General features: G+C 69.4%; 23 protein-coding genes. 17 read left to right on the forward strand and 6 right to left on the reverse strand.

Translation table 11 applies throughout. The features are described 5' to 3' along the window. The first annotated feature begins 16 nt into the window (after positions 1-16). The 3 genes from AB0P18_RS08665 (at position 17) to AB0P18_RS08675 (ending at position 3,051) form a co-directional block, all read left to right on the forward strand. Positions 17-931: a phosphodiesterase gene (locus AB0P18_RS08665; protein ID WP_363359700.1), complete on the forward strand. Its 915-nt coding sequence runs from the start codon at positions 17-19 to the stop codon at positions 929-931. A 125-nt stretch (positions 932-1,056) separates the two neighbouring features. Next, positions 1,057-2,535, forward strand: coding sequence for an aspartate ammonia-lyase (locus AB0P18_RS08670; protein WP_363359701.1), 1,479 nt, complete (start codon positions 1,057-1,059; stop codon positions 2,533-2,535). A gap of 87 nt (positions 2,536-2,622) precedes the next feature. Then, positions 2,623-3,051 (forward strand): DUF4190 domain-containing protein, encoded by a 429-nt coding sequence (locus tag AB0P18_RS08675; RefSeq protein ID WP_363359702.1) that lies wholly within the window; start codon positions 2,623-2,625, stop codon positions 3,049-3,051. A gap of 52 nt (positions 3,052-3,103) precedes the next feature. Here AB0P18_RS08675 and AB0P18_RS08680 read toward each other — a convergent pair whose 3' ends face one another. Further along, complete coding sequence (locus tag AB0P18_RS08680) at positions 3,104-3,970, reverse strand: fumarylacetoacetate hydrolase family protein (RefSeq protein WP_363359703.1); 867 nt, start codon at positions 3,968-3,970, stop codon at positions 3,104-3,106. A gap of 64 nt (positions 3,971-4,034) precedes the next feature. Here AB0P18_RS08680 and AB0P18_RS08685 point away from each other — a divergent pair, with 64 nt between their 5' ends. The 3 genes from AB0P18_RS08685 to AB0P18_RS08695 all read left to right on the forward strand — a co-directional run bounded on the left by AB0P18_RS08685 (position 4,035) and on the right by AB0P18_RS08695 (position 6,541). After that, the gene (locus AB0P18_RS08685) at positions 4,035-5,267 is read left to right on the forward strand and encodes a PrsW family intramembrane metalloprotease (RefSeq protein ID WP_363359704.1); all 1,233 of its coding nucleotides are present in this window, start codon (positions 4,035-4,037) and stop codon (positions 5,265-5,267) included. A gap of 182 nt (positions 5,268-5,449) precedes the next feature. Beyond that, positions 5,450-5,818 carry an FKBP-type peptidyl-prolyl cis-trans isomerase gene (locus tag AB0P18_RS08690; protein WP_344052831.1) on the forward strand — a complete coding sequence of 123 codons (369 nt, stop codon included), beginning with the start codon at positions 5,450-5,452 and terminating at the stop codon, positions 5,816-5,818. 156 nt (positions 5,819-5,974) lie between these two features. Next, entirely contained in the window at positions 5,975-6,541 is a 567-nt protein-coding gene (locus AB0P18_RS08695; RefSeq protein WP_344052833.1) for a YceI family protein, read from the forward strand. A gap of 49 nt (positions 6,542-6,590) precedes the next feature. On the opposite strand, the gene AB0P18_RS08700 is transcribed toward AB0P18_RS08695, so the two are convergent. Continuing rightward, positions 6,591-7,493 (reverse strand): DMT family transporter, encoded by a 903-nt coding sequence (locus AB0P18_RS08700; protein ID WP_363359724.1) that lies wholly within the window; start codon positions 7,491-7,493, stop codon positions 6,591-6,593. Positions 7,494-7,629: 136 nt separating this feature from the next. Then, complete coding sequence (locus AB0P18_RS08705) at positions 7,630-8,940, reverse strand: MFS transporter (RefSeq protein WP_363359705.1); 1,311 nt, start codon at positions 8,938-8,940, stop codon at positions 7,630-7,632. 153 nt (positions 8,941-9,093) lie between these two features. On the opposite strand from AB0P18_RS08705, the gene rpsO reads away from it, so the two are divergent. Continuing rightward, complete coding sequence (gene rpsO, locus AB0P18_RS08710) at positions 9,094-9,363, forward strand: 30S ribosomal protein S15 (protein ID WP_017830938.1); 270 nt, start codon at positions 9,094-9,096, stop codon at positions 9,361-9,363. A 76-nt stretch (positions 9,364-9,439) separates the two neighbouring features. On the opposite strand, the gene AB0P18_RS08715 is transcribed toward rpsO, so the two are convergent. Next, positions 9,440-12,010 carry a LuxR C-terminal-related transcriptional regulator gene (locus AB0P18_RS08715; protein WP_363359706.1) on the reverse strand — a complete coding sequence of 857 codons (2,571 nt, stop codon included), beginning with the start codon at positions 12,008-12,010 and terminating at the stop codon, positions 9,440-9,442. 116 nt (positions 12,011-12,126) lie between these two features. On the opposite strand from AB0P18_RS08715, the gene AB0P18_RS08720 reads away from it, so the two are divergent. The 3 genes from AB0P18_RS08720 to AB0P18_RS08730 are packed head-to-tail and all read left to right on the forward strand — an operon-like array spanning position 12,127 to position 14,078. After that, positions 12,127-12,348: a hypothetical protein gene (locus tag AB0P18_RS08720; protein ID WP_344052838.1), complete on the forward strand. Its 222-nt coding sequence runs from the start codon at positions 12,127-12,129 to the stop codon at positions 12,346-12,348. After that, positions 12,345-13,670 (forward strand): DUF1254 domain-containing protein, encoded by a 1,326-nt coding sequence (locus AB0P18_RS08725; RefSeq protein ID WP_363359707.1) that lies wholly within the window; start codon positions 12,345-12,347, stop codon positions 13,668-13,670. Before AB0P18_RS08720 ends, AB0P18_RS08725 begins: the two co-directional genes overlap by 4 nt. 54 nt (positions 13,671-13,724) lie before the next feature. Next, positions 13,725-14,078: an SHOCT domain-containing protein gene (locus tag AB0P18_RS08730; RefSeq protein WP_363359708.1), complete on the forward strand. Its 354-nt coding sequence runs from the start codon at positions 13,725-13,727 to the stop codon at positions 14,076-14,078. A 111-nt stretch (positions 14,079-14,189) separates the two neighbouring features. Here AB0P18_RS08730 and AB0P18_RS08735 read toward each other — a convergent pair whose 3' ends face one another. Beyond that, complete coding sequence (locus AB0P18_RS08735; RefSeq protein ID WP_363359709.1) at positions 14,190-15,203, reverse strand: 2-oxoglutarate and iron-dependent oxygenase domain-containing protein; 1,014 nt, start codon at positions 15,201-15,203, stop codon at positions 14,190-14,192. Between the two features lie 154 nt (positions 15,204-15,357). On the opposite strand from AB0P18_RS08735, the gene efeU reads away from it, so the two are divergent. Genes efeU through efeB form a run of 3 tightly spaced genes read left to right on the forward strand, consistent with a single transcriptional unit; the run spans position 15,358 to position 18,813 of the window. Continuing rightward, positions 15,358-16,314 carry an iron uptake transporter permease EfeU gene (gene efeU, locus AB0P18_RS08740; protein ID WP_363359710.1) on the forward strand — a complete coding sequence of 319 codons (957 nt, stop codon included), beginning with the start codon at positions 15,358-15,360 and terminating at the stop codon, positions 16,312-16,314. Then, positions 16,311-17,540 carry an iron uptake system protein EfeO gene (efeO, locus tag AB0P18_RS08745; RefSeq protein WP_363359711.1) on the forward strand — a complete coding sequence of 410 codons (1,230 nt, stop codon included), beginning with the start codon at positions 16,311-16,313 and terminating at the stop codon, positions 17,538-17,540. The genes efeU and efeO overlap by 4 nt, the downstream gene beginning before the upstream one ends. A 1-nt stretch (position 17,541) precedes the next feature. Continuing rightward, a complete protein-coding gene (efeB, locus tag AB0P18_RS08750; protein ID WP_363359712.1) occupies positions 17,542-18,813 on the forward strand; it encodes an iron uptake transporter deferrochelatase/peroxidase subunit in 1,272 nt (423 codons plus the stop codon). A gap of 1 nt (position 18,814) precedes the next feature. Here efeB and AB0P18_RS08755 read toward each other — a convergent pair whose 3' ends face one another. Beyond that, positions 18,815-20,023: an acyltransferase family protein gene (locus tag AB0P18_RS08755; protein WP_344052848.1), complete on the reverse strand. Its 1,209-nt coding sequence runs from the start codon at positions 20,021-20,023 to the stop codon at positions 18,815-18,817. Between the two features lie 133 nt (positions 20,024-20,156). Between AB0P18_RS08755 and AB0P18_RS08760 the strand changes: the two genes are divergently transcribed. The 4 genes from AB0P18_RS08760 to AB0P18_RS08775 form a co-directional block, all read left to right on the forward strand. Beyond that, positions 20,157-21,362 (forward strand): LLM class flavin-dependent oxidoreductase, encoded by a 1,206-nt coding sequence (locus tag AB0P18_RS08760; RefSeq protein ID WP_344055809.1) that lies wholly within the window; start codon positions 20,157-20,159, stop codon positions 21,360-21,362. A 1-nt stretch (position 21,363) separates the two neighbouring features. Beyond that, a complete protein-coding gene (locus AB0P18_RS08765; RefSeq protein ID WP_344052850.1) occupies positions 21,364-22,014 on the forward strand; it encodes an FMN reductase in 651 nt (216 codons plus the stop codon). A gap of 139 nt (positions 22,015-22,153) precedes the next feature. After that, positions 22,154-23,308 (forward strand): N(5)-(carboxyethyl)ornithine synthase, encoded by a 1,155-nt coding sequence (locus AB0P18_RS08770; RefSeq protein WP_363359714.1) that lies wholly within the window; start codon positions 22,154-22,156, stop codon positions 23,306-23,308. Between the two features lie 104 nt (positions 23,309-23,412). After that, positions 23,413-23,850 (forward strand): leucine zipper domain-containing protein (locus tag AB0P18_RS08775; RefSeq protein ID WP_363359715.1); only part of this gene is annotated, 438 nt, incomplete at its 3' end.

The raw sequence follows: 23,850 nt of genomic DNA on the forward strand, positions 1-23,850 counted from the left end.
CGCGTAGGCTGACGCCATGACGGATGCCGCAGCCGCGCAGTTCGGCCAGTACCCGCCCGCGCGACGGACGATCCTGCACCTGAGCGATACGCATCTGCTCGGCGGCGATGTGCGGCTCGGCGGACGATTCGACACGGCGGCCAATCTCCGCCGCACTCTGGATGCGGTGGAGGCGCTCGGCGCCCGTCCCGACGCGATCGTCTTCACGGGCGACCTGACCGATCTCGGCGAGCCCGAGGCGTACCGGGCGTTGCGCGCGAGCGTCGAACCCGTCGCCGCCCGCATCGGCGCGCCGATCGTGTGGGTCGCCGGCAATCACGATGAGCGGCCCGCGCTGCGCGCAGAGCTTCTCGGCCTCGCGGCGAGCGAAGAGCCCGTCACGGCCGTCCACGACCTGGACGGGCTTCGCCTGATCGTCCTCGACACGACGGTTCCGGGTTGGCACCACGGCGACCTCGACGACGCACAGCTGACGTGGTTGCAGGGTGTGCTCGCCGCCCCGGCGCCGCTCGGCACGATTCTGGCGATGCACCACCCTCCGCTCCCGTCGCACGTCCCGCTGTTCGACATCCTCGAGCTGCGCGACCAGCCGCGACTGGCTCGGGCGATCGCCGGCACCGACGTGCGGGCGATCCTGGCCGGACACCTCCATTACTCGACCAGCGGCACATTCGCCGGCATCCCGGTGAGCGTCTCCGCGGCCACGTGCTACACGATGGATCTCGCACGGCCCGCCGAGGAGGTCAACGGGATGGATGCCGGGCAGTCGTTCCATCTCGTGCACGTGTACGACGACACGATCACCCATTCCGTCGTCCCCGTCGTCGATGCGGCGACAGGCGACTTCTTCTCGGCGGAATGGGTGCGGACGATGGCCGCGCTCACCCCGGCCGAGCGGCTCGAGGCGTTCTCCCGCAAGCCCGGCCGCTGACTTCGCCGCGTCGTACAGTCACTCCGAGGTTGTTGTCCGTGGCGTACGGATGCCGGAAGAGGGCGTCCGAGTACCCTCGAAGCATCCCTTCACATCGCCGTGACCGACCCACGAGGACCCCACACATGGCTCTGGACGCAATGACGCGCACGCGCATCGAAACCGACTCCCTCGGATCCATGGAGATCCCCGCTGACGCGTATTGGGGGATCCACACCGCTCGGGCGCTGGAGAACTTCCCGATCTCCAAGCGGCCGATCTCCGTCTACAAGGACCTCGTCCGCGGGCTCGCGATGGTCAAGCAGGCCTCTGCGCGCGCCAACCGCGACATCGGGACGCTCGACCCGTTCAAGGCCGACCTGATCGACCGCGCCGCGCAGCTCGTGATCGACGGGCAGTATCACGACGAGTTCATCGTCGGAGTGATCCAGGGCGGCGCCGGCACTTCGACGAACATGAACGCGAACGAGGTCATCACCAACATCGCGCTCGAACTCGCGGGCAGGGAGAAGGGCGACTACGCCTTCCTGTCGCCGATCGACGACACGAACCGCAGCCAGTCGACGAACGACGTGTACCCCACCGCGATCAAGGTCGGGCTGGGGCTCGACTTGCGGAGCCTCCTAGACGAGCTCGATCTCCTCCGCCGCGCGTTCCTCGCGAAGGCGGTCGAGTTCCACGACATCCTCAAGGTCGGGCGCACCCAGCTGCAGGATGCCGTGCCGATGACCCTCGGGCAGGAGTTCAACGGGTTCGCCACGACGCTGGGCGAGGACCACAGCCGGTTGAAGGAGAACGCTTACCTGCTCTGCGAGATCAACATGGGGGCCACCGCGATCGGGACGGGGATCACCACCCACCCCGACTACGGGCGGTCCGTGCTGCACCACCTGCGGGAGATCACCGGCCTGGATCTGGACACCGCGACCGACCTCGTCGAATCCACGAGCGACACCGGCGCGTTCATGTCCTTCTCCTCCACGCTCAAGCGCAACGCGATCAAGCTCTCGAAGATCTGCAACGACTTGCGGCTGCTCTCCTCCGGCCCGCAGGCGGGCTTCGGCGAGATCAACCTGCCGCCCCGCCAGGCGGGCTCGAGCATCATGCCCGGCAAGGTCAACCCGGTGATCCCCGAGGTCGTGAACCAGGTCGCGTTCGCCGTCGCGGGCGCGGACCTCACCGTGACGATGGCGGTGGAGGCGGGCCAGCTCCAGCTGAATGCGTTCGAGCCCGTGATCGCCCACTCGCTGTTCCAGTCGATCACCTGGATGCGCCGCGGGATGCACACCCTGCGCGTGAACTGCGTCGACGGCATCACCGCCAACACCGAGCGCCTCGGCGCGATGGTGGGCGCCTCCGTCGGAGTGATCACCGCACTGACCCCCTTCATCGGTTACGCCGCCGCCGCAGCGCTCGCCAAGACGGCGCTGCTGACGGGCCGCAACGTCGCCGATCTCGTCGTCGAAGCGGGCCTGATGTCGCGCGAAGAGGTGATCAAGCAGCTCTCCCCGGCACGTCTGTCGGGGCTGGAGACGATCACGGCCGCGATCCCGATCGTGCGCGCCGGTGCGGCGGAGACGGGATCGATCCCGCTCGAGCACTGACGTCCGGGGCGTGTCGATCGGTGGCAGTGCGCCGGATGTCGCGCTAGCGTTCGAATCACAGCCGTCGCCTGAAAGGACCGCTTCACCATGACAGACCCGCAGAACCCCGACGTCCCGCCCGCCTACAACCCGCCGCCTGCAGCCCCGGCGTACTCCTCAGCGCCTCCCGCCCCGGCGGGGGCGCCGGCGCCCGGGGCGCCCGTCCCGGGCCGAACGCTCGGCATCGTCGCGCTCGTCGTGGCGATCTTCTTCAACATCATCGGGCTGATCCTGGGCATCGTCGCTCTGGTGCAGAGCCGCAAGGCGGGTCAGAAGAACGGCTTCGCGGTGGCGGCGATCATCGTCGGGGCTGTCCTGACCGTCATCGGCATCATCGTTGCGATCTTCCTCATCGTCGCCTTCACCGCCGCAGCCGGGTTCGGCACGGACGCCATCCAGGCGTGCGAGGCGGTCGGGTACTCCGGTACCGTCACCGTGCAAGGCGTGACCGTGGACTGCAACACGCTGAACCCCTGACCGCGACCCGACGAAACCCCGCCGCTGAACCTGCGGTGGGGTTTCGCGCGTTTCAGTCCAGAATGCGGCAGTGCGTGGTCAGGGCGCCGATCCCGTCGATCCCGACCGTCACGGTCGAGCGGTCGCGGAGGAAGACCTGCGGGTCCCGCGAGTAGCCGGCGCCTCCCGGACTGCCGGTGGAGATCAACGTCCCCGGCAGCAGGGTCGCCGAGCGCGAGAGGTGCGAGATGAGCGTCGACACCGGACGCACCATCTGCCCGGTCGAAGCGTCCTGCAGCAGGACGCCGTCGAGCTCCGTCCAGATGTGCAGGTCCTGCGGATCGGGGATCTCGTCGGCGGTGACGACGAACGGTCCGGTGGGGGTGAACCCGTCGAAGGACTTGCACCGCGACCACTGCGCCTCGGAGTATTGGATGTCCCGGGCGGTGATGTCGTTGACGACGGTGTACCCCCACACGTGGGACAGCGCGTCCTCGGGGGCGACGTCCTTCGCCGGCGAGCCGATGATGACACCGAGTTCGGCCTCGTAGTCCACCGACTCGCTCAGCACCCGCGGCCACGTCGTCGTGGCATCGTGCGCGGACAGGGAGTTCGGCCACAGCACGAACACCGTCGGGGTCGAATCGGTCTTGAGTCCGAGTTCGCTGGAGTGCGCGGCGTAGTTGAGCCCGATCGCGAGGATCACGGGGGGAGCGAGCACCGCTGAGGCGTACGACAGAGCGTCGAGCGGATGCCGCACGGCGGCGTCCGGCGCGGCAGAGCGCACCCGCTCGAGGAGTTCGTCGCCGCCCGCGATCAGTTCTTCGAGGAAGCGCGGAGCGCCGGGCCACATGTCCTGGACGAGGATCGCCACCTCGTCCTGAACCAGCGCGAGCCGCGCATCCTCGGACCCGGGCGGGATGACGTGGGCGAAGCGCATCCTTCCACGCTACCGGCCCGCCGGCGCCTGCGCTCTCGCCCCACGTCGCCCCTAGGCTGTCCGCATGACGTTTGACCCGGCGCGCCCGGACGGGCCCGATCCGTCTCCGCGCCCGACTCTGACCCCGCCCGTGTTCGCCTCGGCGCTCGCGCAGCCGCGCGTGTCGGACGGGGCTCAGATCGCCGCCGCCCCCGTCTCGCCTGCCGCCGTCCCGGTCACCCCCCGGGCGGGACGGACCGCTCCGATCTGGATCGTCGGGATCCTCGTGCTCTTCTTGGTCGCGCTCGTGGGGTACTTCCTCACCGCGATCGGTCCGGCCGCGTCGCTGATCGGCATGGTGCTCGCGCTCATCCCGCTTGCCGGTGTCCTCGTGGCCGTTCGGCTCGTCGACCGATGGGAGCCCGAGCCGCGTGGTCTCCTCGTCCTCGCTGTCGCATGGGGCGCCGTCGCAGCCGTCGGCATCACCCTCGGCGTCGACCTCGCCCTGAGTCTCGTGCTCGGGGTGGAGGACTCCCCGATGGCGGATGCCTTCTCGGCGGTCGTGCAGGCGCCCATCGTGGAGGAGTTCGCGAAGGGCCTCGGCGTCTACCTCATCTTCGTCACAGCCCGTCGCGCGTTCGACGGACCGGTGGACGGGATCGTCTACGGGGCTCTCGTGGGGGCGGGGTTCGCCTTCACCGAGAACATCCAGTACTTCGCGGTGAGTTTCATCGAAGGCGGCGTCGCCGATGCGTCCGCGACGTTCTTCGTCCGCGGCATCCTGTCGCCGTTCGCCCACGTGATGTTCACGAGCATCACCGGGTTCGCCCTGGGGTTGGCCGCGCGCCGCGGAGCACGTGCCGGCCGCGCCGTCGGCCCCTGGGTCCTCGGCATGATGGGCGCGATGATGTTGCACGCGCTCTGGAACGGCTCCGCCGTCTTCGGCGACTTCTTCGGGCTCTACCTGACCTTGCAGGTTCCGCTGTTCGTGGGCTTCATCCTCGGGATCGTCGCGTTGCGTCGCGAAGAGGCCCGACTCACGCGATCGCGGCTCGGAGATTACGCCGCCGCCGGATGGTTCACCCCGCAGGAGGTGGACATGCTGGCGACCGGTTCCGGCCGGAAGGCGGCGCTCGCATGGGCGCGGACGTTGCGGGGTGACCGCACGCCCCTGATGAAGCAGTTCATCGCGGACGCCACGGCGCTCGCCGCGGCGCGCCAGCGCGCCATCACCGGGCGGGATCCGAACGCGCGGGAGGACGAGCACGTCCTGCTCACCCGGACGGCGTCCACTCGCGCGCAGATGTTCGCGCTCTGAGGACGCCGGTGACAAGACTCAGCGCCCGGGTCCGCGGCAAGGCCTGCGTGACATCCGGGCGCTGAGTTGGCCTGCGTCCAGACTGGCGCGCCCGGGGGTCCGGTGTCAAGGATCAGCCCGGCGATCGCCCTGGTTCGAGGCTGCGCTTTGACCGCAGGAGAGCACTCGGGTTGGATGGTCTCATGACTGATGACCGCACCAAGCCCGAGATCGACGCCCCGCAGGGCCCCGCCCCCGACGAACTCGTCATCCGCGACCTCATCGTCGGCGACGGCGCTGAGGCCAAGGCCGGCGACACCGTCACCGTCCACTACGCCGGTGTCGAGTACGAGTCCGGCGAGGAGTTCGACTCCTCCTGGAACCGCGGGGAGAGCATCCAGTTCCCGCTCCGCGGCCTCATCCAGGGCTGGCAGGACGGCATCCCCGGAATGAAGGTCGGCGGACGCCGTGAACTCGTGATCCCGCCGCACCTCGCCTACGGTCCGGCCGGCGGACACTTCCTGGGTGGGAAGACGCTCATCTTCGTGATCGACCTCATCGCCGTCGGCTGAGTCCGACACCCCAGAAGACCCGGATGCATCGGCATCCGGGTCTTTTTCCATTCATGGGAATGGATTTGGCGAGCCCTCGGTTGGAGGAGGAGACGCGCCGCGCAGCCGGCACCACTCGAGCTCGGGACATCCCGGCCCGCACAACACAGGAGAGTCATGACCGACACCACCACCACCGCCCTCGAAATCCCCGGTTACCGCGCCGGCACCTGGATCCTGGACCCCAGCCACAGCGAGGTCGGGTTCACCGTCCGGCACATGATGATCTCGAAGGTGCGCGGCCACTTCGCGGTGAAGAGTGCCACGCTCATCGCCCCGGAGAACCCGCTCGAGGCCAAGGTGGAGGCGCACGTGGACGCCGCGTCGCTCGACACGAAGGACGAGGGCCGCGACCAGCACCTGCGCTCGGCCGACTTCTTCGACGTCGAGACCTACCCGTCAATCGACTTCGTCTCCACCGGCGTGCGCATCGAGGACGGCGAGATGCTCGTGGACGGCGACCTCACGATCAAGGGCGTGACCAAGCCCGTCACGTTCGAGTTCGACTTCGGCGGCTTCGGTAGCGACCCCTGGGGCAACTACAAGGCCGGTGCGACGGCCAAGACCGTCATCAACCGCGAGGACTTCGGGCTGACCTGGAACGCCGCTCTGGAGACCGGTGGGGTGCTCGTCGGCAAGGACGTCACGATCACGCTCGACCTGCAGGGCGCCTATCAGGCCTGAGCCGTTCGCACACGATGGGGGGATGCTGCGGCATCCCCCCATCGTCGTCTCAGTGCGCGGCCGCGCGGCGTCGACGCAGCCGGTCCTGGGCGAGCAGGATCCCGAGGAACACGACGACCGCACCGACGGGTTCGTTCCATGTGATCGCCTCGCCGAGGACGACGATGCCCAACGCCACACCCACGATCGGGGTGATGTAGGTGACGGTCGACGCGCGGGTCGGTCCCCACGCCCGCAGCGTGTTCTGATTCCAGATGTAGGCCACCCCGGTGCCGAGGCATCCGAGCAGAAGGACGCTCCCGATGATCCACGGATCCAGCGCGACCGGCGTCAGCGCGATCGCCGGGGTCAGGACCGCCATGATCGCTGCGGCGATGCCGATGTTCAGGAACGAGAACATCAGGGCGCTCATCCCGGTGTTCGAGACGAACCGCCGCATGTAGGCCAGGCTGAAGCCGTAGCACGCCGTGGCGCCGAGGATCGCCAGCTGCGCGACGAGGCTCTGGTCCAGATCGAGGCCCTGCCACGGCGCGATGATCACCATGACCCCGAGGATGCCGACCACGATGCCGAGGATCTGCACCGGCTTGAGCTTCTCGACCCGGAAAAGGAGCCCGGCCATCACAGCGGTCATGATCGGCGTGGTCGCGTTGTAGATGCTCGCGAGTCCCGAGGTGACGTGCTGCTGCGCCCAGGAGAACAGCAGGAACGGCACGACGCAGAACGACACCGCGAGCACGGTCATGTGACCCCACACGCGAAGACGACGCGGAAGACGCTCTCGACTCAGGGCGACGAACAGCCCGAGGGTCAGCCCGCCCAGGATCAGGCGGGACCACGCGACCTGCGCGGGCGACAGGCCGCCCAGCGCGACCTTCATGAACAGGAAGCTCGAACCCCAGATGACACCGGTGAGGATGAACTGCACAACGATCCAGCCCTGCCCGCGCACAGGGCGCTCGATGAATGCGGGCGGGGCGATCGCGCGGGGAGTGGACACGCGGCGACTCTAACCCCGCCCCCGGACGCACGACATGGGCCACGGATGCGACGTCCGAAATCCTCCGATGGACGGCCGTCCCACGCGGTCAGGGCACCGGGTGGAGGGCGTCGTACGCGCGGAAGCGGGGACTCAGTCGCACCAGGAGCGCGACGAGCCCGATGATCACGAAGCCGCCGAGCAGCGGCGGCACCCACAGTGCGGTGGCGGTCGCGAGCACCCCCGCGTACAGCGCGCCCACGCGCGGGCCGCCGGCCACCACGACGATGAAGATGCCCTGGAGGCGCCCGCGCACGGCATCGGGCACGGCGGACTGCATCATCGTCGACCGGAAGATCGCACTCACGTTGTCCGCCGCGCCGGCGACGGCGAGGGCGAGGATCGCGGCGACGAGCAGGGGGACGTTCACCGCATCCGCGTCGGCACCGCCCGGCGGCGCGAACCATCCGGCGGCGGCGGCGAGCAGCACCGCGCCGAAGAGACCGATCGCGGCACCGTAGACGAGGATGGCCCGCTCGATGCCGACGCCGTGCCGGCGGACACGGCCCACGGGTCCGGAGAACAGGCTCGACAGGAACGCGCCGAGCGCGATCGCCGCAGTGAGCACGCCCGTCGTGACCGGGCCACCGCCGAGGACCAGCACCCCGATCGCCGGGAACAGGGCGATCGGCTGGCCGAAGGTCATCGCGATGATGTCGAGCACGTACTGCAGGCGGATGTTGGAGGCACTCTTCAGGAAGCGCATCCCGTCGCGCAGGGACTCCAGTCCCGGTCGCACCGTGACACCTTCCGGTCGGAGCGCAGGCAGAGTCCACAGCCCCAGGAAGAGCGAAAGCATGAGGACGACGTCGATCGTGTAGGTCCACGCGTAACCGGTGAACGCCACGAGGATGCCGGCCAGGGCGGGACCTGCCATGACCATGATCCCGACGGTGATGCCCTGGAGCGCGGCCGCCGCGGGCAGCAGGTCGCGGGGGAGCAGGCGCGGGGTGATCGCCGACTTCGTCGCCAGCACGACGGAGTTCGCCGCCGCGTTGACCACGCTGAGCACGTAGAGCCAGGCGACGGATTCCAGGCCGCCCCACGCGAGCACGGCGAGCAGCAGGGTGGAGACGAACGTCACGGTCGCGGCGATCAGGGCGACGATCCTCCGGTCGAACGCGTCTGCCAGCATCCCGCCGTACAAGCCCGCCGCGATCATCGGGAGCAGGCCCGCGACCGCGATCATCGAGACGGCGAACGTGTCCCCGGTCAGGGCGTACACGTGCAGCATGACGGCGACGATCGTCAGCTGACCGCCCAGACCGGACAGGGTCGACCCGATCCAGAGACGGGCGAACGCGGGGCTCGCCCGAAAGGGACTGAGGTCGATGAAGTGATGACGCTTCAGTCCGGGCATCCTTCGAGGTTATCCCGGTCGAACGCACCCGGTCCGCTGCGCGGACGGGCTGCTGGTAGACTCTTCAGGTTGCCGTTCGATCGGCCGCGGATGAAGAGAGCTCGCGCAACAGGCGACGGGCACCGCGCAATGAGAAGGAAGGGGATCCCATCTATGGCACTCGAAGCAGACGTCAAGAAGGCGATCATCGAAGAGTACGCGACGCACCCCGGTGACACCGGATCCCCCGAGGTGCAGGTCGCGATGCTGACGCAGCGCATCAAGGACCTCACCGAGCACCTCAAGGAGCACAAGCACGACCACCACTCGCGTCGTGGGCTGTTCCTGCTCGTCGGCCAGCGCCGCCGTCTGCTCGGCTACCTCCAGGACATCGACATCGCGCGTTACCGCTCGCTGATCGAGCGCCTGGGGCTTCGCCGCTGATCGCGCGCCCCGCGTATATCGCACTTCTTCGAAAGGCCGTCCCGGTGTCGGGGCGGCCTTTCGCTTCGCCCGGATCTCACAGCAGCCCGAGGTCGGTCGCCCGCGTGACCGCTGCGCTGCGGTTGGGGGCGTCGAGCTTGCGGTAGATGTGCGCCATGTGCGTCTTGATCGTGTTGACCGAGACGAAGAAATGCGCCGCCAGTTCGGCGTTCGTCAGACGCGTGGGCAGGTACGTCAGCAGCTCGCGCTCGCGATCCGTGAGCGGTTCGGGGAGCTCTTGAGCCGTGCTCGAGCGCAGCTTCGCCCGCATGGCGCGGATGACTTCGGTTCGAAACGGCGTCGGAGTCCCCGGCAGCGACTCCACGAGGCGCATCACTTCGGGCCCCGCCCACACGAACACGGAGACGATGCGCAGCTCCGCGGCGCGTTCCAGGGCGCGAGTGATCCGTTGCCGCGATTCGGCGCCGCGGCCTTCGACGTGCGCCAACCAGGCCGCGAGCACATCACGCTGGATCCGATCGATCGGCTCGTCCTGTGCGAAGGAATCCGCCGTCAGGAGCGCCCGCGCAGCCGGGGCGTCCTTCTTGGACAGGGCGCAGGCGATGACTTCGAACAGCAACGGCCCGGGAAGCGGGAGATCCGGGGTCGCCCGCGGCGTCGCGTCGGCGACGCCCTCGCTCAAGCGCTTGTCGCGCAGCGCGGCCGCCTCCAGGCCGGCGCGCACGATCGGGGGCGCCGCGACGGCAGGGGGTGGAACGGACTCCTGCAGGTCGGCAGCGCCGATGAGCACCGCGCCCAGGTGTGCGACCCACATGAGCTGCGTGCGTTGATTGGATGCCGCGCGCATCGCCCCCTCGTGCAGAGCGAGGGACCCGCGGTCGGGAGTGCCGCGGAGCACCGCGATGAGAGCGAGCGCCAGGTAGGCGTCGGCCGGCGCGGGATGCACGAGAAGTTCGCGGTCGCGCGCCAGTTCGAGCGCTTCGTCGGCGAGCTCCTGGGCGCGATCCAGCCGTCCACTCAGCGCCTCCAGCAACGCGAGGGAGCCGAGCGTGTGCACGCGGTACACGGAGTACTGCCCACCCGGCGACTCGAGCCCGCGGGTCAGCCAGTTTCGGCTGTCCGGCCACTGACCCGCCAGCAGATGGGCACGTCCGCGGGCGACCAGGACCATCGTGTGCAGCAGACCGCGGCTGGTCAGTCCGAGGAGGTCGGGGATCGTCGTGTCCCGGTGCTCGTCCAGGAGTCGCAGCGCGACGCGGGCGTCTTCGAGCGAGACGGAGACCTGGGGTCTGAACTGCACGCGGGCAGCCAGGTACGCGTGGACGATGACGGCCAGGCCGGGGTCGAGGTCCGGGGCGATCGACAGCGTCCGCAGGACGTCCTCGGCGTGAGCGGAGTCTCCGCTCATTCCCAGCACGATCCCGTACAGCACTTCCGCTTCGGCCCTCCGGTGACGGACGGACTCGGGAATCGCGGCCAGCCATCGTGCGACCGGGGCGGTGCGCACCCGCTCGTAGGCCTCGCGCCCGGTCTTCAGCAGGAGGTCCAGCGCAGCATCCCACGAGTGGGCCCGAAGGTAGGTCTCGATCGCGTTCGGGATGTCGCCGTTCGCGACGTACCACTCGGCGGCGGAGGCGAGGATCCGCTGCTCCTCGCCGGGGAGCGCCGCGCGAAGTCGATAGCGCAGCAGATCCCGGAAGAGATGGTGGAAGCGGAACAGGTCATCGTCGTCGTCGAGCGGAACGAGGAACATCGAGTCGTCCTGCAGTTCGGCGAACAGCTCGGCCGCTCCGGTGACACCGAGCGCGGACTCCACCAGCGGCGCCGAGATCGTCTCCAGGGCCGACATGCGCAGGAGCGTCATCCTCCGCTCGTCGGACTGCGCCTCCAGCACCTCTTCGCTGAGGTACTCGGCGATCAGGCGATCGGTCCCGGCCAGGCGCTGCGCGAACTGCTCTCCGTCGACGTGGTCGCGCAAGCCGATCGCCGACAGCTGGACCCCCGCGGGCCAACCCTCGGTGCGCTCCATGATGGATTCGACGGTCGCTGCCGACACGGCGTCGCCCGTGATGCGACGGAGGACTTCGGCGGCGACGTCCGCGTCGAAAGCGAGCTCGGCCTGGCGGAGTTCCAGCAGCGCGTAGCGCAGGCGGTGCCGGCTCCAGGCCAGGCGCAGGTCGACGCGGGATGAGAACACCAGGTGCGTCCCCGTCGGAACATGATCGGCGAGCCACCAGAGATCCGCGAGGAGTGCCCGATTGGTCAGCAGCTGCAGATCGTCGAAGATGAGCACGTTGCCGGGACGCTCGGCGAGCAGCTCGACCAGGGCCGCCAGCAGCGGCGCGCCGAGTCCGCCGCCGCCGATCGTCAGCAGCGGAGCGAGCTCGGCCGCGGCCGGGTCGATCGTGCCGAGTCCCCGCAGCAGCCGGCGCAGGAATCTGGCCGGGTCATCGTCGGCGCGACCTGCTTCCAGCCACAGGAAGCGCAGGTCCGGCCTCGAGAGCGCCCACTGCGACAGCAGCACCGTCTTGCCGGCGCCGGCAGGCGCGACCAGGAGCGTCAACGGGGTACCCAGCGCATCGTCCAGCCGCGCGCGAAGGGCGGGGCGGTCGACGGCGTGCGGCGGCGGGGGAGGTGGGCTGATCATCCTCTGCTCGGCTCATCCGGTCGGGGGGGAATCACCCCGGGGGGATGACGGAAGGGCTGCCCCCGGCCACCAGTATGACAGGGGGCGCCGCTCGGCCCCAGCAGAGGAGACGCCGCATGACGCCGCAGATGTTCGAGGTGGTCGTCCGAGGTGTCATGGGTCCCGAACTGAGCTCGGCGCTGGAGGGCTTCGTCGTCGAGTCGACCGGCGACGGTCTGACCAGGGTCGTCGGCGACATCCGCGATCAGCCGCAGCTGCTCGGGTTGTTGGGCGCCTTCGACGATCTGCACATCGAAGTCGTCTCCGTGAACCCTCTGGATGCCGGGAGAGATGAATGACAGAACTGACGCCGACGGAGATCCACGCGCTCGCCGAGGACGCGTACTCGTACTTCTACCCGCTCGTGACCATGGACGTGAGTCGGATGCAGCTCACTCACATCGAGGAGGGTGCGCTCGGGCGGAGCCTGCCGAACACGTTCGCCCACGTCCGCGCGTTCCCGCCCGCGGACTTCCACAGCGTGGTGGCGCCGAACTTCGACACGCTGTACTCGTCGCTCTGGCTCGACCTGTCGGGCGGCCCGGCGCGGCTGACGGTCCCCGATGCCGGTGACCGCTACTACCTGCTGCCCTTCCTGGACATGTGGACGGATGCGTTCGCGGTGCCGGGCACGCGGACCACCGGCAACGGCGCCGGTGTGTTCGTGATCGTGCCACCGGGGTGGGAGGGCGAGGTGCCTGGCGATGCCACGGTGATCCAGGCCCCGACATCGGTGCTCTGGCTGATCGGGCGCACGCAGACGAACGGGCCGGCGGATTACGAGGCCGTCCACGCCTTCCAGGACGCGCTGCAGCTGACGGCGTTGGACGGCTCCGCGCTGTCGACGGCCGTCCGACCGCCCGTGGCACCGGCATCCGTCGACCTGTCGATCGCTCCGTTGGACACCGTCAACAGGATGCCGGCGGTGGAGTACTTCGCCTACGCCGCACGACTTCTCGCGCAGTACCCGCCGCATCCGACGGACTTCTCGATCATCGCGCGACTCGCGCGGCTCGGGATCGTGCCCGGAGAGCCCTTCGACCCATCGGTTTGGGACGATCGGGCGCGCGAGGCGCTGGAGGCCGGCGCGAAGGACGCCCTCGCGCTGCAGGTGCGGCGTCTGAACGAGCTGGCCCGCATCGAGAACGGATGGAGCATCAACACCGACACGATGGGCGTCTACGGCAACTACTACCTCAAGCGCGCGATCGTGACGATGGTGGGACTGGGCGCGAATCCCGCAGAGGATGCCGTCTACCCGATCGTCGTGGCGGATGCCGAGGGACAGGCGATCGTCGGCGGCAAGGACTACGTGCAGCACTTCGCGAAGGATCAGCTGCCGCCCGTCCGGGCGTTCTGGTCCACGACCGTCTACGACGCCAGCGGATTCCCGTTCCCGAATCCGCTGGACCGTTTCGCGCTCGGCGACCGTGACCCCCTGACGTACAACGAGGACGGTTCGCTGGACATCTTCTACGGACCGACCGACCCCGGGGGAGCGGCGCAGACGAACTGGCTCCCCACGCCGGACGGCCCGGTGCGCATCTTCATGCGGCTGTACTCACCGCGATCCGTCGTCCTCGAGGGCGGATGGGCGCCGCCGCCCGTCACGCCGCGCTGACCACCCCAAAACCACCGACCGCCGCCGTGAGCGGCCAGAGAGAAGGAGAAGGAAATGCCCCTACGTCGAATGGGACGCCCCGGTCTGATCGGGATGGCCGCGCGCACCGCCGTGGTCGCCGGCACCGCGACCGCCGTGAGCGGCAGCGTCGCACGCCACCAGCAGCAGAAGGCCCAGGGCCAGTACGAGCAGCAGCAGTACGAGGCCGCGCAGCAGCAGGCGCAGATCGACGCGGCCGCTCAGGCGGCGGCGGCGCAGTACGCAGCCCAGGCCGCGCCCGCGCCCGCCGCGGCGCCGGCCGGCGGCACCGACCTGGTTGCCGAGCTGCAGAAGCTCGCATCGCTGAAGGATGCCGGCATCCTCAGCGACGAGGAGTTCGCGGCGGCGAAGGCCAAGCTGATCGGCTGACGCCGGCCGGTCGCGCCTCGTCGCGGCCGGTGCTCGAGCTCCCGGCCCGTGTCGCGACGCGGGCCGGGAGCCGTTCCGCGTGCCGCGAGTTCGCGCCGAGCGGGATGCGCCTCAGGCGCCGGCTCGAGCCACGAGGTCCGCGTGGTGGATCGCCGCCACGTCGGGGTGCGCGCGCAGGCGCGACTTGAGCGCGTTCTCGCCGTACAGGGCATGGATGGGGTTCGTGGGATCCTGGGTGACGCCGCGCGCTTCGGCGGCGAGCTCGGCCGGCAGCTCGATGATCGGCAAGCGCGCATCCAGTGCCGGGTTGAAGAAGAACGGCACCGAGATGCGGTCCTCGGGGTAGGTGGGGGAGATCACCCGGTGATTCGTCGCGATCAGGTATCCCTGGGTCGCGTACTCCAGCAGTTCTCCGATGTTCACCACGAACGCGCCCGGTACGGCGGGCGCGTCCACCCACTCGCCGTCGCGCTGGACCTGCAGGCCGCCCTTGCCGGGCTCGACCCACAGCAGCGTGAGGACCCCGGAGTCCTTGTGGGCGCCGACGCCCTGCTGCGGAGTGGGGTCGTCCTTCCCGGGGTAGCGGACGATCTTGATCAGCGTCGACGGTTCGCCGAAGTGCTCGTCGAAGTACGACTCTTCGGCCCCGAGCGCGAGGGCCCAGGCGCGCAGCAGCTTGCGGGCGACGCCCGAGAGGTGATCGTGCCACTCGGAGACGACCTCGCGCAGCTCCGGCTGAGCTTGCGGCCACAGGTTCGGCCCGATCAGGCGCGCGTAGTCCGGCGAGGTCTCGGGGTCCAGGGCCGCGCGCTCGGGACCGATGTCGATCTGCTCGCGCCAGTCCACGCGGCCCTGCGTGCGTTCCCCGCCGATGCGTGTGTACCCGCGGAAGTGCGGGCTGTTGACGTTCTCGATCGCGAGCTTGTCCGCCTCGGGGAGCGCGAAGAAGTCGCGGGCGGCGCGGTGCAGCCGCGCCTCGAGCTCAGGCGGAACGCCGGTGCCGGTGAGGTAGAAGAAGCCGACGTCGTGCGTCGCCGCGCGCAGGTCCGCGCGGAACCCGGCCGCGGCCTCGGGGCCGGCATCCAATCGGGAGAGATCCAGGACCGGGAGCGTCGCATCAGCCATGGACCGACGATAAGCACGCTCCCCGCGCGGAGGGCGGAATGTTGCTCCGCATTACCTTCGCCGCCGCTTTGACCGGCGCCGCGGTGGCGAGTACCGTTGTGCAAGTGAGGGTTGCCTAACCTCACACGAACCCTCCCACCGATTCGAGAACGACGTGCTCGCGACATTCCTGATCGGCCTCCGCGAAGGCCTGGAGGCCGCCCTCGTGATCGGCATCCTCGTGGCCTACGTCACCCGGATCGGCCGCCGTGACATCCTGCCCCGCATGTGGGGCGGCGTCGGTCTGGCGGTGGCCCTCGCGCTCGCGATCGGGGCGGTGCTCACGTTCGGCGCCTACTCCCTGACGTTCGAGGCGCAGGAGATCATCGGCGGCACCCTGTCCCTGGTCGCCGTGGCGATGGTGACGTGGATGATCTTCTGGATGCAGAAGACCGCCCGCACGCTCAAGGCGACTCTGGAAGGCGGCATCGACCGCGCGCTCATGATCGGGAGCGTCTGGGCCCTCGTCGCGATCGGTTTCGTGTCGGTCGCCCGGGAAGGCATCGAGACGACGCTCCTGCTGTGGTCGATGGTGCAGTCTTTCGGAGACGCCCCCGCCGCGCTCCTGGGTGCCCTGCTCGGCCTCCTCACCGCTGTCGTCCTCGGCTGGCTGCTCGCCCGCGGCATGCTCCGGCTCGACCTGCGGCGTTTCTTCCTGTGGACCGGCGCCTTCCTGATCATCGTCGCCGCAGGCGTCCTGGCCTACGCGGTGCATGACCTCCAGGAGGGCGGCGTGCTTCCCGGGCCATTCGGCGCGCTCGCACCGACCGACCCCACGACGGGCATCGTCGCGGTCGGCCCCGCCGGCTTCCCGTTCGGCTGGGCTTTCGACGTCACCGCGCAGATCGCCCCGGGATCGCCCCTCGCCGCGGTCCTGCAGGCCGCCGTCGGCTTCATGCCGCAGATGACCTGGCTGCAGGTGATCGCCTGGGTCCTGTACGTCGCGATCGTCGGGACGTTCTTCGTCCGCGGCGCTCGACCCCGCCGCACCCCGGTGCAGGCCGGCCAGACTCCCGAAGCCGCGACGCCGGCATCCGTTCCGACCTCCTCCCTACCGCTTGGAGCCGCATGACCCCCTCCCGCATCCTCGGCGTCGTCGGCGTCGCGGGGCTGACGATCGGCGTGCTCGCCGGATGCGTCGCCAAGACCCCGGCCGCGGCATCCGACACGTTCGCCGTGTCCGCCTCGGACACCGCGTGCGACGTCTCGGCCGCGACCGCGACGAGCGGAACCGTCGCGTTCGAGGTGACGAACTCGGGCTCCGATGTCACCGAGTTCTACCTGCTCGCCTCCGACGGGCTGCGCATCGTCGGCGAGGCGGAGAACATCGCCCCCGGCGCTTCGCGCACCCTGACCGTCGTCGCGCAGCCCGGGGAATACGTCACGGTGTGCAAGCCCGGCATGGTGGGCGACGGCGTCGGTCGGGCGGCGTTCACGGTGTCGGGCGAGAAAGTGCAGATCGACGGGCCGGATGCCGAGCAGAAGCAGCAGGCCGTCGACCTCTACGCCGCCTTCGTGAAGGACCAGGTCTCCCAGCTCGTGCCGCAGGTCGACGCGTTCGTCACCGCGTACGAGAGCGGCGACGACGAGACCGCCCGTGCCGCCTACCCGCAGGTGCGGGCGTATTACGAGCGCATCGAACCCATCGCCGAGGCGCTGGGCGACCTCGACCCGCGCATCGACTACCGAGAAGTGGATGCCGTCGCCGAGGGCCTCGAGTGGACCGGGTTCCACCGCATCGAGAAGGACCTCTGGGTGCCGGCGCAGGATGCCCTCAACGCCGACGGCGAGACCCCGGCGTGGCAGGACTGGGCGCCGTCGACGACGCAGGAGCGCGCCGCATACGGTGACCAGCTCATCGCGGACGTGGCCGAGCTCTACGACTACGTGCACTCCGGTCAGTTCGAGGAGGTGCTGGACGCGCAGGGCGTCGCGGGCCTCAGCAACGGCGCGATCGCGCTGCTGGACGAGGTCGCGACCGGCAAGATCTCCGGCGAGGAGGACTGGTGGTCGGGGACCGACCTCTGGGATTTCGCGGCGAACGTGGAGGGGTCGAAGATGGCCTTCTCGCTCGTGGAGGAGTTCGCGGCGGGCAAGGGCGAGGACGGTGCCGCACTGGTCGCCGAGATCGACGCGGGGTATGCGGCACTGGAGGCGTCGCTCGCCGCCCACGGTTCGCTCGCGAGCGGATTCGTCGGCTATTCCGCGCTGACGGATGCCGACAAGCGCGAGTTCACCGATCTGATCAACGCGCTCGCCGAGCCGCTGTCCCAGCTCACCGTCACCGTCCTGGACTGACGTGTCGGAGGAGGACGAGGGTCTGAGCCGGCGGGGTCTCCTGGGGCTGGTGGGCGCCGGCGCCGCCGGGCTCGCGGTCGGCGCGAGTGCCGGGATCGCCGGAGGGATGGCGATCGCGCGCGCGGAGGACGCCGAGGACGCCGGGTCCGACGACGACTTCTTCGGCGCACATCAGGCGGGGATCACCACGCCGGTGCAGGACCACATGCATTTCGCGGCGTTCGACATGATGGCGCGCACCGATCGCGCCGACCTCATCTCCCTTCTGCAGGACTGGTCGTATGCCGCGTCGCGCATGACCCGCGGCCTCGAGGTGAGTGCCACCGGCGCCGTGGGCGGATCGCCCGAGGCGCCGCCGGACGACACGGGCGAAGCCCTGGGCCTCGGCGCGAGCGGCCTCACGATCACGTTCGGCTTCGGGCCCACCCTTTTCGACAGCGACGGTGTCGACCGGTACGGCATCGGGGCGCAGCGACCGGCGTCCCTCACGAAGCTGCCGGCCTTCCTCGGCGACGACCTGGACCCCGAGTCCTCCGGCGGCGAACTGTGCATCCAGGCGTGCGCCGACGATCCGCAGGTCGCGGTGCACGCGATCCGCAATCTGAGCCGCATCGCTTTCGGCCGGGCGAAGATCCGCTGGTCGCAGATGGGCTTCGGGCGGACGTCCCGCACGACCTCAGCACAGCAGACGCCGCGCAACCTCTTCGGATACAAGGACGGCACGGCGAACATCCTGGCCGACGATCGCGAGGCGCTCGCCGAGCACGTGTGGGTGGCGGCATCCGATTCGCCCGCGTGGATGGCGGGCGGCTCGTACCTCGTCGCCCGCAAGATCGCGATGCTGATCGAGACGTGGGATCGCGTGCGCCTGTCCGAGCAGGACGCGATCGTCGGGCGTGACAAGGGTGCGGGTGCTCCGCTCTCCGGCGGCGACGAGTTCACCGAGCCCGATCTGCAGGCCGTCGACGCCGCCGGCGCGCCGGTGATCCCGGCGCGCAGTCACGTCCGCCTCGCGCATCCCGACATGAACGGCGGCGTGCGCCTGCTGCGTCGTGGCTACAACTTCGTGGACGGCAACAACGATCTCGGCCGACTGGATGCCGGGTTGTTCTTCCTGTCGTACCAGCGCTCGCCCGAGCAGTTCGTCACGATCCAGCGCGCCCTGTCGACCGACGCGATGAACGAGTACGTGCGCCACGTCGGCTCGGGGCTGTGGGCGGTCCCTCCCGGGGCCGCGCCCGGTTCGTACGTCGGCGCGGGTCTGTTCGGCTGACTCAGCCGTTCTGCCGCGGATCGGCCGGGCGCCGCGGCGCGCGCGGCACTTCGCGCGGGCGCCGTGATCCGGTCGGGTCCGAGCGACGGCCCTCGCGCCGCGCGAGCGTCGCGTCGGCGAACAGCCAGCCCGGCCGCGGCTCGACGAGCGGGCGGAAGACCGTCCGCACAGGCTTGGTGGCGAGCCCCAGGGCGATGAGCACCGAGGCGATGATCACGACGGGGAGCCAGAACCAGGTGGGGTCGAGATCGCGTAGCACGCCGGACTCCCGGAACGGATACAGCACGAACGAGTGCAGCAGGTAGACGTACATCGTGTACTGGCCGAAGTGCGTCCACCAGTGCGTGCGGCGCGGCAGCAGGGCGAAGAACGCCGCCGACAGCACGAGGGCGATCGCCATGAGCGCCAGTCGGACGCCGCCGGCCCACCACTCGGTCCCGCCGATCGAGGAGTAGTTCTGGTCGTAGAACAGCCACTGCCGCAGATCGATCTCGCGCCACACGTCTGCGAACAGCCACGCGATCACGCCGGCGCCGCCGAGCACCGCCGCTGCGGCGGCGAACACCCACCACGGCCGATCGCGCAGCAGGCGCAGGCGCTCGACGATCTCGCGGTCGCGCAGCCACCACCCCAGCGCGAAGAACGGCAACAGTCCGAGCGTGCGCGACAGCGACAGCGTGGAGTCGATGTTCGGCAGGTAGCCGGCGCCGATCGAGATCAGCACGGTCCACAGCAGCGGCCAGCGCAGCAGAGCCAGGTACGGCAGGATCAGCCGGAAGATCCCGAGCGCGAGCAGGAACCACAGCGTCCATGACGGCTGCGTCAGGTTCGGGTTCGCCTGGCCTTCGACGAGCCACTTCGTGAGCGTCCAGAGGGCCTCGAAGATCACGTAGGGCACGAGGATGTCGGTGATCACCCGGGCCATTTGACGCGATCCCGGCGCGTCCGACTTCGAGAAGTAGCCCGAGATGATCGCGAACGCCGGCATGTGGAAGGCGTAGATCAGCAGATACAGACCGAGGGCCGTGTCGGAGTCGTAGATCAGGCGCTGCGAGGCGTGGCCCAGGACGACGAGCACGATGCACGCGAAGCGCGCGTTGTCCCAGAACGGCACGCGGCGCTTGGGGCGGGGTACGCCGATCTTGCCGGTCGCGGCCGGCGGGGCGGATGCCGCGCTCTGCGGGGCGGGGGCGTTCGTGGAATCAGTCATGACGGCGCTCGCCACACTATCCCGGGAATAGATTCGACGTGACGGTGTTCTACCGAATACATTCATCTGAATAGAAACGGATGCCACCGGCATCCTGAACCGGAGAGCGATCGTGAACGACACCACACCCCAGATGCAGTTCGGCATCTTCACCGTGAGCGACATCACGGAAGACCCGACGACCGGCCGGACGCCGAGTGAGGCGGAGAAGATCCGCAACACGATCACGGTCGCCAAGCACGCGGAGGAGGTCGGACTCGACGTCTTCGCCCTGGGTGAGCACCACAACCCCCCGTTCTGGTCGTCCTCGCCCACGACGACCCTCGCCTACATCGCGGCCCAGACCGAGCGCCTGATCCTCTCGACCTCGACGACGCTGATCACCACGAACGACCCGGTGAAGATCGCCGAGGACTACGCGATGCTCCAGCACGTGTCCGGCGGTCGCAACGATCTGATCCTGGGGCGCGGCAACACCGGTCCGGTGTACCCGTGGTTCGGACAGGACATTCGTCAGGGGCTCCCGCTCGCGGTCGAGAACTACGCGCTGCTGCACAAGCTGTGGCGCGAGGACGTCGTGGACTGGGAGGGCAAGTTCCGCACGCCGCTGCAGGGATTCACCTCCACCCCGCGGCCGCTCGATGACGTCCCGCCTTTCGTGTGGCACGGCTCGATCCGCACGCCCGAGATCGCGGAGCAGGCCGCCTATTACGGCGACGGCTTCTTCGCGAACAACATCTTCTGGCCGTCGGAGCACTACCAGCGGCTCATCACGCTGTACCGCCAGCGCTTCGCGCACTACGGCCACGGCACGCCCGAGCAGGCGATCGTGGGCCTGGGTGGACAGGTGTTCATGCGGTCCAACAGCCAGGACGCCGTCCGCGAGTTCCGTCCCTACTTCGACAACGCGCCCGTCTACGGCCACGGTCCCTCGATGGAGGACTTCACCGAGATGACGCCGCTCACGGTGGGCTCGCCGCAGCAGGTGATCGACCGGTACGCCGGCATGCGCGACATCTTCGGCGACTACCAGCGCCAGCTCTTCCTGATGGACCACGCCGGGCTTCCGGTCAAGACCGTCCTCGAGCAGCTCGACATCCTGGGCGGGGAGGTCGTGCCGGTCCTGCGCAAGGAGCTCGCGAAGAACCGTCCGGCCGAGGTTCCCGACGCGCCCACTCACGCCGCCCTCGTCGCGGCGAAGTACGGCGAGCGGGGGCCGGTGGAGAAGGTCCCGAACGCGAACCGCGGCGACAACCTCACCGGTGGCTCGCCGTACCGTGAGACCGTCTCTGCCGCGGGCTCGTCCTTCGGTGCCGCCGCGATGCGGAAGGGTGCCTGAGATGACCACGCGACGCATCGCCGTCATCTCGGCGGGGCTGTCCAATCCTTCGTCGACGCGATTGCTCGCCGATCGCCTGGCGAACGCGACCCTGCGGGCGCTGAGTGAGATCGGCGACGGCATCGAGGCGGAGGTCGACGTGTTCGAGCTGCGTGATTACGCGCACGACATCACGAACAACCTGCTCACCGGCTTCGCCCCGGCGGCGCTGGAGAGCATGATCAACACCGTCGTGTCGGCGGATGCCGTGATCGCGGTGACCCCGATCTTCTCGACGAGCTACTCGGGGCTGTTCAAGTCCTTCATCGACGTGCTCGACCCGAACGCCCTGACCGGCAAGCCGGTGCTGATCGGCGCCAACGCGGGGACGGCGCGGCACTCGCTCGCGATCGACTACGCGATCCGCCCTCTGTTCACGTACCTGCACGCCGAGCCCGTGTCCACCGGAGTGTTCGCGGCCTCCAGCGATTGGGGCGCCTCCGGCGACCAGGTCGCCCCGCTCGGTGAGCGCGTCGACCGCGGCGCGCGCGAGCTCGCCGAGGCCATCGCGCGCCGGACGCCAACGACCGAGGCCGATCCGTTCGACCCGGCGAACTATCTCGGTGAGGGCCGCTCGTTCGGTCACCTGCTGGGCGGCCTCGCGGGGGAGTGACCGCGCTCGGGGCGGGGACGACGCACGTCGTCCCCGCCCTCGGCTCGTCCGCGTGCGGAACCACGGCGGGACAGGCACCCTGCTGATACCGTCGGGAGCACGGAGTCGGTTCGGCCCCCGCTGAGGGAAGAAGACGATCATGACCGCTTCTGCACCGCTGGTCCTGGGGGTCGTCGGCGTCTCGCGCAAACCCGACGAGCGACGGGTCCCGCTCCACCCCGGCCACCTCGACCGCATTCCCGACGATCTGCGACCGAGCGTGCTGCTGGAGACCGGGTACGGCCACCGTTTCGGCGTGACCGATGACGAGCTGCGTCCTCTGGTCGGCGGCATCCTGGATCGCACCGCCCTGATCGCGGCGTCCGACGTCCTGCTGCTCCCCAAGCCGCAGCACGAGGATCTGCGCGACATGCGGGACGGCCAGGTGCTGTGGGGGTGGCCCCATCTCGTGCAGGACGAGGTCATGACCCAGCTCGCCCTCGACAAGCGGCTGACCGCGATCGCGTTCGAGGCGATGAACCACTGGGGCAGCGACGGCACGTTCGGCCTGCACGTGTTCCACCTCAACAACGAGATCGCCGGATACTGCTCCGTGCTGCACGCGCTCCAGCTGTGCGGCTCGACCGGAGACTACGGGCGCCGGCTGACCGCGGTCGTCATCGGGTTCGGTGCGACCGCGCGGGGAGCCGTGACGGCGCTGCGCGCACACGGCGTGCACGACGTGCGCGTCCTCACCAACCGCCGCACGGCGTCCGTCGCCGCTCCGATCCACGCGGCGCAGATGATCCAGTTCGACCACGACGACGGCCCGTACCTGAGCGAGGTCATCACCGACGACGGGCGCGTGCCGCTGGCCCCGTTCCTCGCCGAGAGCGACATCGTCGTGAACTGCACGCTGCAGGATCCGAACCGCCCGCTGCTCTACCTGAAGACCGCGGACCTCGCGGCGTTCCGCCCGGGCAGCCTGATCGTGGACGTCTCGTGCGACGAGGGGATGGGCTTCGAGTGGGCGCGGCCCACGAGCTTCGCCGACCCGATGTTCACGGTGGGCCGGACCATCAACTACTACGCGGTCGACCACAGCCCCTCATACCTGTGGAACTCCGCGAGCTGGGAGATCAGCGAAGCGCTCCTGAGCTTCCTGCCGATCGTCATGGGAGGACCGGCGGCCTGGTCGGCCGATGAGACGATCACGCGGGCGATCGAAGTCAGCGACGGCGAGGTGCGCAACCCCGCGATCCTCGAGTTCCAGAATCGCAGCGCCGACAAGCCCTACCCCATCCGGAGCGCCTAGATGTACCCGGCTGAGACGTTGGTGACGTTTCGGGGGTTGCGCTGAGGAGAACCTCCGGGGCTTAGTGGAAGTGCTTACGTTCCCTAATCTCCCCGGAGGTTCCCATGGCCCACGGTAGTGCTCGGTTGAATGTGTACGGACGGACCCTGTTGATAACTCGGGTCGTGCGCGATGGGCGCCCGGTCGCGCACGTTGCTCGAGAGCTGGGGATCTCACGTCAGTGCGCGCATCGTTGGGTGTCCAGGTTCCGTCTGGAGGGAGCGGCCGGGTTGGTGGATCGGTCGTCCCGACCGCGGACCATGCCGCGACGCACGCCGTTCGAGGTCGAGCAACGGGTCCTTCAGCTACGGGTCCAGCTGCGACAGGGTCAGGACCGGATCGGGTCCGTCGCCGGGGTCCCCGCTCGGACGGTCGGGGCGATCCTGCGTCGACACGGTGTTCCCCGGTTATCGGAATGCGATCCGTTGACCGGCCGGGTCATCCGCGCCTCGAAACAGACCGCCGTCCGATACGAACGCGCCCGGCCGGGTGAGCTGGTCCAT

Origin of the sequence: Microbacterium sp. NPDC064584 (genome assembly GCF_040687315.1) — a bacterium.
Taxonomy (GTDB): Bacteria; Actinomycetota; Actinomycetes; order Actinomycetales; family Microbacteriaceae; genus Microbacterium; species Microbacterium lacus.

Excerpts from the sequence above, each read along its gene's own strand:
- AB0P18_RS08670 (WP_363359701.1), top strand. The coding sequence starts at position 1,057 with ATGGCTCTGGACGCAATGACGCGCACGCGCATCGAAACCGACTCCCTC.
- AB0P18_RS08665 (WP_363359700.1), top strand. The coding sequence starts at position 17 with ATGACGGATGCCGCAGCCGCGCAGTTCGGCCAGTACCCGCCCGCGCGA.
- efeO (WP_363359711.1), top strand. The coding sequence starts at position 16,311 with ATGACCCCCTCCCGCATCCTCGGCGTCGTCGGCGTCGCGGGGCTGACG.
- AB0P18_RS08675 (WP_363359702.1), top strand. The coding sequence starts at position 2,623 with ATGACAGACCCGCAGAACCCCGACGTCCCGCCCGCCTACAACCCGCCG.
- AB0P18_RS08760 (WP_344055809.1), top strand. The coding sequence starts at position 20,157 with ATGCAGTTCGGCATCTTCACCGTGAGCGACATCACGGAAGACCCGACG.
- AB0P18_RS08695 (WP_344052833.1), top strand. The coding sequence starts at position 5,975 with ATGACCGACACCACCACCACCGCCCTCGAAATCCCCGGTTACCGCGCC.
- AB0P18_RS08755 (WP_344052848.1), bottom strand. The coding sequence starts at position 20,023 with ATGACTGATTCCACGAACGCCCCCGCCCCGCAGAGCGCGGCATCCGCC.
- AB0P18_RS08685 (WP_363359704.1), top strand. The coding sequence starts at position 4,035 with ATGACGTTTGACCCGGCGCGCCCGGACGGGCCCGATCCGTCTCCGCGC.
- AB0P18_RS08680 (WP_363359703.1), bottom strand. The coding sequence starts at position 3,970 with ATGCGCTTCGCCCACGTCATCCCGCCCGGGTCCGAGGATGCGCGGCTC.
- AB0P18_RS08690 (WP_344052831.1), top strand. The coding sequence starts at position 5,450 with ATGACTGATGACCGCACCAAGCCCGAGATCGACGCCCCGCAGGGCCCC.
- AB0P18_RS08720 (WP_344052838.1), top strand. The coding sequence starts at position 12,127 with ATGACGCCGCAGATGTTCGAGGTGGTCGTCCGAGGTGTCATGGGTCCC.
- AB0P18_RS08725 (WP_363359707.1), top strand. The coding sequence starts at position 12,345 with ATGACAGAACTGACGCCGACGGAGATCCACGCGCTCGCCGAGGACGCG.
- AB0P18_RS08765 (WP_344052850.1), top strand. The coding sequence starts at position 21,364 with ATGACCACGCGACGCATCGCCGTCATCTCGGCGGGGCTGTCCAATCCT.
- AB0P18_RS08735 (WP_363359709.1), bottom strand. The coding sequence starts at position 15,203 with ATGGCTGATGCGACGCTCCCGGTCCTGGATCTCTCCCGATTGGATGCC.
- AB0P18_RS08770 (WP_363359714.1), top strand. The coding sequence starts at position 22,154 with ATGACCGCTTCTGCACCGCTGGTCCTGGGGGTCGTCGGCGTCTCGCGC.
- AB0P18_RS08730 (WP_363359708.1), top strand. The coding sequence starts at position 13,725 with ATGCCCCTACGTCGAATGGGACGCCCCGGTCTGATCGGGATGGCCGCG.
- AB0P18_RS08715 (WP_363359706.1), bottom strand. The coding sequence starts at position 12,010 with ATGATCAGCCCACCTCCCCCGCCGCCGCACGCCGTCGACCGCCCCGCC.
- rpsO (WP_017830938.1), top strand. The coding sequence starts at position 9,094 with ATGGCACTCGAAGCAGACGTCAAGAAGGCGATCATCGAAGAGTACGCG.
- AB0P18_RS08705 (WP_363359705.1), bottom strand. The coding sequence starts at position 8,940 with ATGCCCGGACTGAAGCGTCATCACTTCATCGACCTCAGTCCCTTTCGG.